This is a genomic window from Jeotgalicoccus sp. S0W5 (assembly GCF_011634875.1).
Classification (GTDB): Bacteria; Bacillota; Bacilli; order Staphylococcales; family Salinicoccaceae; genus Jeotgalicoccus; species Jeotgalicoccus marinus.
This window is the reverse complement of the sequence record NZ_SIRQ01000003.1, coordinates 516,125-528,979: the sequence shown is the minus strand read 5'-3', so window position 1 is coordinate 528,979 and position 12,855 is coordinate 516,125. Positions and strand designations below refer to the sequence as shown.

At 39.6% G+C, this 12,855-nt stretch carries 11 protein-coding genes and 1 other annotated feature; all 11 genes read left to right on the top strand.

Annotated features, from left to right (window positions below; genetic code table 11):
* Positions 1-24: 24 nt before the first annotated feature.
* The 11 genes from yihA (at position 25) to EYB29_RS04955 (ending at position 12,753) form a co-directional block, all read left to right on the top strand.
* Positions 25-612 (top strand): ribosome biogenesis GTP-binding protein YihA/YsxC, encoded by a 588-nt coding sequence (gene yihA, locus EYB29_RS05005; RefSeq protein ID WP_166626758.1) that lies wholly within the window; start codon positions 25-27, stop codon positions 610-612.
* Positions 613-716: 104 nt separating this feature from the next.
* The gene (gene hemA / locus EYB29_RS05000; protein ID WP_026866229.1) at positions 717-2,066 is read left to right on the top strand and encodes a glutamyl-tRNA reductase; all 1,350 of its coding nucleotides are present in this window, start codon (positions 717-719) and stop codon (positions 2,064-2,066) included.
* A gap of 11 nt (positions 2,067-2,077) precedes the next feature.
* Positions 2,078-2,902, top strand: coding sequence for a cytochrome c biogenesis protein CcsA (ccsA, locus tag EYB29_RS04995; RefSeq protein WP_166626757.1), 825 nt, complete (start codon positions 2,078-2,080; stop codon positions 2,900-2,902).
* A 14-nt stretch (positions 2,903-2,916) separates the two neighbouring features.
* The gene (gene hemC, locus EYB29_RS04990; protein WP_026866231.1) at positions 2,917-3,846 is read left to right on the top strand and encodes a hydroxymethylbilane synthase; all 930 of its coding nucleotides are present in this window, start codon (positions 2,917-2,919) and stop codon (positions 3,844-3,846) included.
* Complete coding sequence (locus EYB29_RS04985; RefSeq protein ID WP_026866232.1) at positions 3,836-4,528, top strand: uroporphyrinogen-III synthase; 693 nt, start codon at positions 3,836-3,838, stop codon at positions 4,526-4,528. Before hemC ends, EYB29_RS04985 begins: the two co-directional genes overlap by 11 nt.
* Positions 4,518-5,498 carry a porphobilinogen synthase gene (gene hemB, locus EYB29_RS04980; RefSeq protein ID WP_166626910.1) on the top strand — a complete coding sequence of 327 codons (981 nt, stop codon included), beginning with the start codon at positions 4,518-4,520 and terminating at the stop codon, positions 5,496-5,498. The genes EYB29_RS04985 and hemB overlap by 11 nt, the downstream gene beginning before the upstream one ends.
* Positions 5,499-6,785, top strand: coding sequence for a glutamate-1-semialdehyde 2,1-aminomutase (gene hemL, locus EYB29_RS04975; protein WP_026866234.1), 1,287 nt, complete (start codon positions 5,499-5,501; stop codon positions 6,783-6,785). It abuts the gene before it with no gap.
* A gap of 76 nt (positions 6,786-6,861) precedes the next feature.
* Entirely contained in the window at positions 6,862-7,374 is a 513-nt protein-coding gene (locus EYB29_RS04970) for a c-type cytochrome (RefSeq protein WP_084145687.1), read from the top strand.
* A gap of 120 nt (positions 7,375-7,494) precedes the next feature.
* Positions 7,495-8,559, top strand: coding sequence for an AbrB family transcriptional regulator (locus EYB29_RS04965; protein ID WP_026866236.1), 1,065 nt, complete (start codon positions 7,495-7,497; stop codon positions 8,557-8,559).
* 41 nt (positions 8,560-8,600) lie between these two features.
* Positions 8,601-8,814: a binding site (T-box leader), on the top strand.
* Between the two features lie 45 nt (positions 8,815-8,859).
* Positions 8,860-11,487: a valine--tRNA ligase gene (locus EYB29_RS04960; protein ID WP_166626756.1), complete on the top strand. Its 2,628-nt coding sequence runs from the start codon at positions 8,860-8,862 to the stop codon at positions 11,485-11,487.
* Between the two features lie 6 nt (positions 11,488-11,493).
* The gene (locus EYB29_RS04955) at positions 11,494-12,753 is read left to right on the top strand and encodes a bifunctional folylpolyglutamate synthase/dihydrofolate synthase (RefSeq protein ID WP_166626755.1); all 1,260 of its coding nucleotides are present in this window, start codon (positions 11,494-11,496) and stop codon (positions 12,751-12,753) included.
* The last annotated feature ends 102 nt before the right edge of the window (positions 12,754-12,855 follow it).

Genomic DNA, 12,855 nt, shown 5'->3' with positions numbered 1-12,855 from the left:
GCCTTTTTTAAAGGAAGTGAACACATGAAAATTAATCCAGCTAATGTTGATATCATTATTTCAGCAGTGTCTAAGGCACAATATCCAGAAACTGGACTCAAAGAAATAGCACTTAGTGGTCGTTCTAATGTTGGTAAATCTTCATTTATTAATGCAATATGCGGTAGAAAAAATGTCGCAAGGACATCTTCAAAACCAGGTAAGACAATCACCTTAAACTTTTACAATGCAGATAATAAGTTCGTCTTTGTTGACGTTCCAGGTTATGGTTATGCCAAGCAGTCTAAGAAAGAGCGTGAAAAGTGGGGCGGAATGATAGAAGAATACCTCACTGAGAGAGAAAATCTCAGCTGTGTCGTGCAACTCATCGACCTCCGTCATCCACCGACACAAGACGATATTTTAATGTATGACTTCTTGAAGAATTATGAATTACCTGTGGTTATTGTGGCGACAAAATCGGATAAGATCGCCAAATCACGTCTGCAAAAACATATTAAAATTATTAAAGAAGACCTAGAATTAGAAGATGGGGATACAATTATTCCATTTTCATCTGTAAATAAAGAAAAACTACCTGAAATTATGACATCTTTAGAAAACTTCATCTAGAAGACTTGAAATATAGGTAGATTAGAATTATTGTAAATAGTGAGATGATTTATTCGTAAAACTGTGTATATACATTTTTACTAGAGTTTTGAGGGGGCAAGACCGTGCATATTATTGCATTAAGTTTAAACTATAAACAAGCGAGTGTAGAGGACAGAGAAAAAGTAACGTTTCAAGATAATGAAGTCGTTGAAGCATTACATGCACTACGAGATCAAAAAAGTGTCTTAGAAGCGACGCTTTTATCGACGTGTAACCGTACAGAACTTTACGTTGTAAGTGATCAGGAGCATACGGGTGCTTATTATACGAGAAAATTCCTTGCAGACTGGTTCGGTGTGGACTATGAGCGCATTAAAAATATGACTGAACTAAAAGTTCAAGATGATGCTGTTAGACATTTGTTTAATGTAACAGCAGGCTTAGATTCGATCGTACTCGGGGAAACTCAAATCCTTGGGCAGATTCGTGATGCCTTTTTAAGAGCGCAAGAAGAACATACGACAGGTACAATCTTTAACAAGCTATTTAAAGAAGCGATTACGGTTGCTAAACGTGGACACAGTGAAACAGATATTTCTAAGAATGCTGTTTCTATGTCTTATGCTGCAGTGGAATTAGCAAAACGTATCTTCCAAAATGTTAAAGAGAGTAAGGTACTCGTAATCGGTGCTGGTGAAATGGCTGAAGAATCACTATTAAACCTTACATCTAACGGTATTGAAGACCTTGTTGTGATTAACCGTTCAATTGAAAAGGCTGAGAAATTAAGTCAGAAATTTAATGGTAGAGCGGATAGTTTAGCGAATCTAGAAAAAGAATTGAAGAGTGCTGATATCGTGATCTCAAGCACATCTTCTACTGATTTTGTAATTGATAAAGAAATGATGGACCGAGTAAATGAAACCCGCAACGGTTCACCACTGATTTTAATTGATATCGCTATGCCTAGAGACATTGACCCGGCCATTGAAAGCTGTGACAATGTATATATGTACAACGTTGATGATTTACAAGGACTCGTTGATTCAAATCTTGAAACAAGAGAACAAGAAGCAGAAAAAATTAAGGCAATGATTGACGGTTCAACTGCTGAGTTTGAAGACTGGTTACAAGTTCAAGGTGTGGTCCCCGTCATTCAAGCAATGCGAAAAAAAGCATTACAAATACACAGTGATACTTTTGAATCCTTAGAACGTAAGTTACCAGAAATGTCTGAACGTGAACGTACTGTAGTTTCAAAACATATGAAGAGTATCATTAATCAAATGTTAAGAGACCCAATTATCTTCACTAAAGAAATCGCTGGTGATAAAAATAGAGATGACAAGCTTGAAGACATTCAAGCGATGTTCCATATTGAAGAAGAAGTTAAGGCTCAACGTCTAGAAGCTGACCAAAAACAAAGACAAAAGTTACGTGCACGTAAAGAAGAATTGAGACTTAACTGGTAAGGTGGAATTTTATGGACATAATGTTCCGTATACAAGAAATTATCTTACTGCTATATTTCATTAGCCTTTCTGCACTGTCATATGATTTATTTACTAGAAATCGACAAGTCAGAAAGGCTTCTCTGTATGTTATGACACCTGCTGTCGTACTGCATGTTATTTCAGTGATACAACTCGGTATTAGCTTAAGAAGAATACCTATTCTGACTTTTTCTGAAGGTATCTTCACCTTAAGTCTAGTGTTGATTTTAATCGGTATTGTACATCTTTATAGGGTGAAAAGTGAGTTTGTGTTCATGTTTTACTTATTGATTACAACATTCTTATTAACCTTCTACACATTCTCACCTCTGAACTTTAGTTCTACAGCCTTGACACTAGATGTGGTGAATGAATTGTTAATTGTCCATGTGGGCAGTGCCTTATTAGCCTATGTAATGTTCTTTATTGCAATGGTGCATTCAGTCATATATTTAATTCAAGAACGAAATTTAAAAACGAAAAAATTCAATAGAACTTTCTTCTCATTGTTCAGTATAGAAACGGCCAAAAAAGTAATGGTTAGATTTTCCCTTATTGGTGTTATCTTACTGACGATAAGTATTATAATAGGAATTGTATGGGGCTTACAGATACTAGGGCCTCTAGTATTTTCTGACTTAAAGGTGATCGGTACATTTGTCGTCATCGTCATTTATGGAATAATTCTCGCACAGATGCGATTAAATCATGATGCGTCCAAGTTTGCAGTCTACAGTACAGCAGCCTTTGTTCTCGTCATGTTGAACTACCTGGTTATTTCGGAGTTCTCAGATTTTCATCTTTGGTCAATTTAAGGAGCATATAAATTATGAGGAAACTAGTAGTCGGTTCACGTCGTAGTGGTTTAGCTATGACACAATCAAAGCAATTTATTAAAAAATTACAGGATAAATTCCCGGATCTTGAAATTGAAATTAAAGAAATCGTCACGAAAGGTGACCAAATTGTCGACGTTCAATTATCTAAAGTCGGTGGTAAGGGGCTCTTCGTTAAAGAGATTGAAGCTGCCTTAGAAAACAAGGAAATCGATATGGCCATCCACAGCCTAAAAGATGTTCCGAGTGAGCTACCAGAAGGCTTTACGATTGCTTGTGTCCCTGAACGTGAGGACATGAGAGATGCTTATTTATCGAATGATAAGGTTACATTTAAAAACTTAAAACCTGGTAGTGTAGTGGGGACATCTTCACTCAGACGTGGTGCGCAATTAAAAGCGATGCGTGATGATATTACAGTCAACTGGGTAAGAGGAAACATCGATACGAGAATTAAGAAGATGGAAAATGGCGAGTACGATGCCATTCTACTCGCTGCAGCCGGTCTTAAACGTATGGGTTGGAGTGATGATGTGGTCACTGAATACTTTGAACCTGAAGAGTTCATACCAGCCATTGCCCAAGGTGCTTTAGGCATTGAAGTGCGTGAAGATGACCATGAATTAATTGAAATGCTTAAGAGCGTTCATTCAGATGAGGCGTCACTTTGTACAACGGCTGAGCGTACCTTCTTAAAACGTATGGACGGTTCATGTCAGGTGCCAATTGGCGGTTACGCGACAGTCGAAGATGGGGAACTATATTTAACAGGATTAATCATGTCTGAAGATGGTAACGAACGTTATCTAGTGAAAAAATCCCATGAAGACCCTGAGACTCTGGGTAACTTAGTTGCTGATGAGATGGAAAAAATCGGTGCTAAAGAAATCATTGATATGATTAACGAGAACAATGAGCAGTAAAAGTACAGTCTGTGTCACCCAAATGTCTTGTCAGCTCGATGAGAATGACTTAAGAATTATTCACCGTCCACTGATTACGACAGAAGCTTTGGACTTTGATCAGAAGTGTCTCGACACTGACTACGATTTACTGGTGATGACGAGTAAGAATTCGGTGAAGTATCTCTTACCTTATATGGATTCGCTTAAAGTAAGACGCATTGCTTCAATTGGTAAAAAAACAACTGAAGCCTTGGCTGACGCTGGGATTACGGTAGACTTTGAACCTGACGTCTATACTCAAGAAGGTTTTATCGAAGAGATTAACATTTCACCAGGGGATAAGATCCTCTATCCAGCGAGTCTAAACAAAAGGCCTAAGTTAAGGGATTATATGATAGATCAAGGTGCGATTGTTACTGAAATCGACCTGTATTATCCGAAGGCGAATACTGATTCTGTTCAGTGGATCAGTAATCATTTAGCTCATATCGATTTTCTTACCTTATCATCACCATCCGCGGTCGAAGCACTGATGACTGACCTTGAAGCCGACGCTTTAACAGATACAACAGTCATTGCTATCGGAGCAGTGACCAAAGAACGTTTAGATAAATACAAAGTACCAGCAGAAACACCAGAACATGAAACATTAGATCATATGATAACTTATATTAAGGAGCGTATTCGTGATGAATTTTGACAGACATCGCCGCTTAAGAAAAAGTGGCTTCATGAGAGATATGGTGCGTGAAACAACACTATCAGTAAATGATTTGATTTACCCGATCTTTGTTGTTGAGAAGCCAGATGTAAAAAAAGAAGTACCTTCAATGAAGGGTGTTTACCAGATCTCGCTAAATCTCTTAAAAGAAGAGTTAGATGAGGTGGTTAAACTCGGCATTAAAAGCGTTATCTTCTTTGGTATTCCGAATGAAAAAGATGCTGAAGGCACAGGTGCCTATCACGATCACGGTATCGTTCAAGAGGCATGTCGCCTGTCAAAACAACATTACCCTGAGCTGTTAGTGATCTTAGATACATGTCTTTGTGAATACACAGACCACGGTCACTGTGGCTTAATTGACCCGGTAACTAAAGATGTTGATAATGATTCAACGCTACCACTACTTGTACAGACTGCCGTGTCACAGGCAAAAGCCGGTGCGGATATTATTGCACCATCAAACATGATGGACGGTTTTGTGAGTGAAATCAGACAAGGCCTAGATGAGGCTGGCTATAGTCACATTCCTATTATGAGTTACGGCATTAAATACGCTTCTAAATTCTACGGACCATTTAGAGATGCTGCGGAGTCGACGCCATCATTTGGTGACCGTAGAACGTATCAAATGGATCCGGCTAATCGTCTTGAGGCCCTCCGTGAATTAGAGAGTGATACCCTAGAAGGTGCGGATATGATGATTGTTAAACCTGCACTGTCTTATTTAGATATTATACGAGATGTCAAAAACAATTCTAATTTACCGATTGTTGCTTATAATGTCAGCGGTGAATATGCAATGACACGTACAGCAATTGATATGGGCTTAGTCGATGAGGCAGTGATTGCTGAACAAATGATCTCAATGAAACGTGCCGGTGCGGATATGATCATTACTTACTTTGCTAAAGAATTAGCTGAAAAAATCAATAGAGGAGAGATATAAATGTACGACAAGTCAAAAGCACTATATGATGACGCAGTCAAAGTGATGCCGGGTGGCGTTAACTCCCCAGCACGTGCTTTTAAGTCCGTCGGTGACCATCCATTATTCATCGACCACGCCAAAGGAAGTCGTGTGTATGATGTTGATGGCAATGAATACATTGATTACTCCTTGAGCTTTGGACCATTAATTTTAGGTCATGCGGATGATCAGGTTGTAAAAAGTCTCCAAGAAGCAGCGGTTAAAGGAACTTCATTCGGTGCGCCAACTGAACTAGAAACGAAAATGGCGAACCTCGTGATTGACCGTGTACCATCTATAGAGATGTTACGTATGGTTTCTTCAGGTACAGAAGCGACACTTGCTGCGCTTCGTTTAGCACGTGGTTTCACAGGTAAAAATAAGATTCTTAAATTTGAAGGTTGTTACCATGGACATAGTGACTCTCTATTAATTAAAGCAGGTTCAGGTGTGGCAACATTGGGTCTACCAGATTCTCCAGGTGTACCAGAAGGTACGGCTAAAAATACAATTACTGTACCTTATAATGATGAAGCAAGCTTAAAAGAAGCTTTTGAAAAATTTGGCGATGATATCGCTGCAGTGATTATGGAACCTGTTGCAGGTAATATGGGCGTTGTACCGCCAAAAGAAAATTACTTACAGTTTGTTAGAGATATTACAAATGAATATGACAGCCTCTTAATCTTCGATGAAGTCATGACTGGATTTAGAGTTGGCTATAATTGTGCTCAAGGATTCTTTGGTGTCACGCCAGATTTAACATGTCTTGGTAAGGTTATTGGTGGTGGCTTACCAGTCGGTGCTTACGGTGGCCGTAAGGATATTATGGAAAGAATCGCGCCAGTTGGAGACATCTATCAGGCAGGGACTTTATCTGGTAATCCATTAGCTATGACTGCAGGTTATGAAACCTTAAGTCAGTTGAATGAAGAGAGTTATGAGTACTTCAATGAACTTGCAGACCAATTAGAAAGTGGCTTAAAATCAGTATTCGATAAGCATGAACAAGCGATTACTGTAAACCGTGCAGGTTCAATGATAGGCTTCTTCTTAACAGACCAAGACGTTGTTGATTTTGATTCTGCTAATACATCTGATTTAGAATTATTTAAAGATATGTACCAAGCACTCCTCAGTGAGGGTGTTTACTTACCACCTTCACAATTCGAAGGCATGTTCTTATCAACGAAACATACAAGTGAAGACATCAAACAAACCTTACAAGCATTCGATAATGCATTAAGTAAAGTTAAGGGTAAATAATTTAGAATTTGTGCTTCATCACTGAATAATTATGTGTATAATAGTAGTGATAGAATTAATTGGGGGGTAAAAGAATATGAGTGACAAAAAGCGTCCGACTGGTAAAAAGGTTGATGGACAGCCTCGCTACATCGACAAAAATGAAACAGGAAATACGAAAGGTACTGCAAACCTTTACTGGTTAATTCCGGTAATCATTGTTGTGCTCATCATTCCAGTTATGATTTTCCACCTAGGTGGCGGTGGTGGTGAAGAAACCGCATCTGAAGGTGAAAGTACTGAAGAAACAGCAGATTCTGGTGAAGAGTCAGGTGGCGAAGAAGGTGCTGAGTCTGAAGAAGGCGGCGGTGAAGAAGCTGCATCAAGTGGTGATGCAGATGCCGAAGGTATCGCTCGCGACAACTGTGCATCTTGTCACGGTGAAGACTTCTCTGGTGCTATGGGACCTGCTTTAGCAGGAACTTCATTAGCTGAAGATGAGTTCCAAACAATTGTCCGTGAAGGTCAAGGTTCAATGCCTGCTTTCAGTGAAGATCAAGTAGCAGAAGAAGAATTAACAGCTTTATATCAATTCTTTAGTGAACAATAGTGTTTATATAGACAAACTCATTATTTGAGTTTGTCTTTTTTCATTTTAAGCAAGTTACTGTAAATTTACATATTAATAAGTTATTATTATTAATGAATAAGTTATATATAAGGTGATGTTATGAAGTTTCTTCGACTCTTGCTGCTCATTCTTATTGCGGCATTGATTTCATTGGGCCTTTCTGCTGTTGGTATGATCCTACCTTGGCTGTTCGGTTCAATGATTGCAACCATACTCTATATTAGATTAGTTAAAAAAGAACTGTTTTTCCCACCTTGGCTAGGTAACCTCGGTGTCATGATCATGGCAACTGAGATCGGCTCAACCTTAACCTTAGATGCCCTAGGTGATATGAAAGATGATCTTTTAAATATCTTTTTAATGACAATCTTCGTATTACTACTCAGCTTAGCGCTCTCACGCTTCTTCATTTACTTAACGAAAAGTACACCTGAAACTGCCATCTTAGCATCCGTACCTGGTGCCTTATCTCAAATGTTGATTATGGCAGAGGAAGAAAAGAATGCAGATATTCTATTGGTGACATTGACTCAGATGTCCCGCATTGTCTTAATCGTCTTGATTGTACCTTTTGTGGCAGGCTTGTTTGCTGGTTCAAATGATATACCTTTAGCGACGACATCTGTAGATTATGTCACATCTGTTTTTACTTATCCGATGCTCATTATTCCTGTAGCGAGCATACTTTTAATTTATATTTTCGATAAAGTACGCTTCCCAGCGAGCCTGATGCTTGGACCTATTATTGTCATGATTATTTGGAACTTAACGACGGGTATTGAATTTTCTTTGAATATTCAATTTATTAATGTGGCACAAATACTCTTTGGTATTAGAATTGGTCTACAAATTGCTTCCTTGATTTCACAGCTCAGTAAGCGATTGATTTTTTCCATCTTACTGCAAAACTTAATGCTGATTTTTGGTACAATGTTTATCGTTTTTATATTCCAAATTTTTACCTCACATCAGTTCAACGACTTATTCTTAAGTGCGGCACCAGGTGGTCTTGGTCAAATTATTGTTATCGCCATTGAAACAGGCGGTAATATTCCAATGATCTCGTCCTACCATATCTTTAGAATATTCTTCATTATTATCGTTGTCGTACCGATTGTTGGTTACTATCTAAGATACTTGAATAAACGCCGTCATAGCAGTTAAAGCCGCTTGACAGTTTCAAATTATTCGCATAAGATTAATCTATAATATTTAAGTGCAGAAGAGTATTCTGCTGCGGGTGTTAAGAGAGTAAACGGCGGTGTGAGTTTACCGAAGCAGTAGGTGAAAGTAGTCTGTGTTCAGTTTCGTGCGAAAGGAAATCGACTAGTGCGAGACGTGTGATGAGCGTTAATCATCAATTGAGATGCAGGCGAACTCGCCTGAATTTAGGTGGTACCGCGGAACTCCGTCCTATTGTTAGGACAGGAGTTTTTTTGTTTTTTAATTTAAAGGAGTGATTATATGGAAATGTCAACGAAGTACAATCCGACTGAAGTTGAAAAAGGCAAATATGAAAAGTGGGTGGAAGCTGGCCTATTTAAATCAGATGTAGCGAGTGATAAGGCACCATTTTCTATCGTTATTCCACCGCCGAATGTCACAGGTAAGTTACACCTTGGACATGCTTGGGATACGACTTTACAAGATATCATTACACGCATGAAACGCATGCAAGGTTATGATGTGCTTTACTTACCGGGTGTGGACCATGCGGGGATAGCCACTCAGGCTAAAGTAGACGCAAGACTCCGTGAATCTGGCATTAACCGTCACGACATCGGCCGTGAGAAATTTTTAGAACACTCATGGAACTGGAAAGAGGAATACGCGAGTCATATTCGAGCACAGTGGGCGAAACTTGGACTCGGACTCGATTACGACAAAGAAAGATTTACCTTAGATGAAGGTCTGTCTAAAGCAGTTCGTAAGACCTTTGTAGACCTTTATAACAAGGGCTTAATTTACCGTGGTGAGTATATTATTAACTGGGACCCGGAAACACAGACTGCATTGTCTGATATCGAAGTCATTCACCAGGATATTGAAGGGAAGTTCTACCACGTTAAGTATCCTTTAACAGACGGTTCTGGTTTCTTAGAAATTGCGACGACACGTCCAGAGACAATGCTCGGTGATACGGCAGTTGTTGTTCACCCGGATGACGAACGTTATCAGGACTTTATTGGTAAAACTGTAGAGCTACCTATTGTGGGTAGACAATTACCGATTATTGCTGATGACTATGTTGAAAAAGACTTTGGTTCAGGTGCCATGAAGGTCACGCCTGCCCATGACCCAAATGACTTTGAAATTGGTAACCGTCATGATCTTGAACGAATTAACGTCATGCATCCAAACGGTGTTATCAATGAACTTGGTGGTCAATATGAAGGTATGGATCGTTTTGAATGCCGTAAACAACTAGTGAAAGATTTAGATGAGGCAGGTTACCTCATTAAAGTTGAAGACCATATGCACTCAGTCGGTCACTCTGAGAGAAGTGGCGCGATTGTTGAGCCTTACCTATCCACGCAGTGGTTTGTAAGCATGAAACCTCTAGCAGAAAAGAGTTTGAATAACCAGGACACAGATCAGCGTATTGATTTTGTCCCAGGACGTTTTGAACATACTTTTAATGGCTGGATGGAGAACATACGTGACTGGGTAATCTCACGTCAACTGTGGTGGGGTCATAGAATTCCTGCCTGGTACCACAAGGAAACAGGTGAGCTTTATGTTGGTATAGAGGCGCCTGCTGACTCAGAAAACTGGGAACAGGATGAAGATGTATTAGATACTTGGTTCTCAAGTGCCTTATGGCCGTTTTCTACGATGGGTTGGCCAGAAGATACGGCTGACTTAAAGAAATATTTCCCAACGAATGTATTAGTGACAGGCTATGATATTATTTTTTTCTGGGTCGCGAGAATGATCTTCTCATCACTTGAACATACAGGCCAAAAACCGTTCTCTGACGTACTTTTACACGGACTTGTGCGTGATGAACAAAACCGTAAGATGTCGAAATCACTCGGTAACGGTGTCGATCCAATGGATGTTATTGAAAAATACGGTGCCGATGCACTCCGTTATTTCCTAGCGACCGGTTCAACACCTGGTCAAGACCTCCGCTACAGTGATGACAAGGTTGAAAGTATATGGAACTTTATAAATAAGATTTGGAATGCTTCAAGATTCTCACTCATGAATATCGGTGAAGATTTCGGCATAGAAGATATTGATTTAAGTGGTGAGAAATCACTAGCAGATAAGTGGATCTTAACGCGTCTAAACGACACGATTAGAGACGTAACACGTCTATCTGATGACTATGAGTTTGGTGAAGTTGGGCGTCTCTTATATAACTTTATTTGGGATGATTTCTGTGATTGGTATATCGAGATGGCAAAAGTACCGATGACTTCAGGTAGTGATAGTGATAAGCATATGACACGCTCAGTGCTTCTTTATACGCTGGATAAAATTCTGAAGATGTTACACCCGTTCATGCCGTTTGTTACAGATGAAATCTACCAAGCGATTACTAAAGATGAATCGATTGTCGTGAGTGACTATCCTGTCGTTGATGAGTCTTTAAGCTATGATGATGCGAAGTTAGAGATGGAACTACTCGTTGCCATCATTAAATCTGTTAGAACGACGAGAAATGAAGTGAACACGCCATTATCTAAGCCAATCGACATTAATATCGAGGTAAAAGATGAACGGAGACGTCAGGCGGTTGAGCGTAACAAACATTATATTGAGCGCTTTACGAACCCTGAGACTTTATCGATTAGTGATTTTATAGAAAAACATGACGATGACAAAACGGACGTTGTCAAAGGTGCGACAGTTGTCTTACCACTTGCGGGCTTAATCGATAAGGAAGAGGAAATCGAAAGACTAGAAAATGAACTGAACCGTTTAAATGGTGAATTGAAACGTGTTAAAGGTAAATTATCTAATGAGAAGTTCGTAAGTAATGCACCAAAAGACATCGTTGAAGCAGAACGACAAAAAGAAGCCGGCTACCAGAGTCAGTATGATGAAGTTGAAAATAGACTCTCTAGCTTGAAAGGTGAGTAAAGGCCGATGAATTATCAAGACAGCCTACAATGGATACACGAACGCACAAAATTTGGTATTAAACCTGGCATCAAGCGTATGGAATGGATGTTAGAACGATTTGACCATCCTGAGAAAAACATTACCGGTGTGCATATTGTCGGAACGAATGGTAAAGGCTCGACGCTGTCGTATATGAGAAATGCACTTAATCATAACGATTACAGTGTCGGAACCTTTACTTCACCTTATATAGAAGTGTTCAATGAACGCATTTCAGTTGATGGCTCACCGATATCTGATGAAGATATTGCTGAACTTGCCACACTTGTTCGTCCAGTCAGTGAAGCGATGGTAGCTGAGACGGATCTTGGGAATGCAACAGAATTTGAGATTATTACTATGATGATGTTTGTTTACTTCGGTCGCCTACACCCAGTGGATATCGTCTTAGTTGAAGCTGGACTCGGTGCGACCAATGACTCGACGAACGTATTCTCGCCAGTGATGACCTTACTAACCAGTATTGGACTCGATCACGTGGATATCTTAGGCGATACCTTACTCGATATTGCGAGAGATAAGTCAGGTGTGATTAAAGCAGGCGTTCCTTTAGTCTTCAACGTTAAAGATGACGCTTGCCGTGATTATATCTATAAGGTACTCGATGAAAAGAATGCTAAAGGTGTTGAACTAGAAAGAGACATCATTTTGACGACTAATGGCGAAGAATTTAGCTTTAAATATGGACGCTATGATTTCGATGACATTAAACTCGATATGATCGGTCGCCATCAACAAGAAAACGCGTCGATTGCTATTGCAGCCTTGTTAGAAATGCAAGAAGCGGGTGTGGTGAGTTTAGACGTCAACAAGATGATTACTGGTGTTGAACGTACTTACTGGAGCGGTAGAATCGAAAAGATTTCCCACTCACCCTTAGTGATAATGGACGGTGCCCATAATAATGAAGCTGTCGATGCCTTAGTTGCAACCATGCGTGAATCTTATAGTGATAAAAAAATCACGGTACTCTTTTCAGCAGTCAAAGGTAAGCCCTTAGACAGCATGGTATCTAAAATCGGCATGATCGCTGATACATTTGTCGTAACAGAATTCGACTTCTTTAAAGCCGAAAAAGGCGACGTGTTATTCGATGCCATCGAGCATCCAGATAAGCACTATGTCGAAGACTATATGGAATATATCCGTAATTTTTCAGGAGACTTGCTCCTCATTACAGGCAGTTTGTACTTTATCAGTGAGATAAAACAACAATTGAAGTAGAGTTTGCATGCCCACCTTATATGCGTATGAGGTGGGTTTTTGTTTGGGTTGTTAGGGAAGGGGGCTTACCGGCACTCTGTGGGGGTGACAGCGACTCGCTAG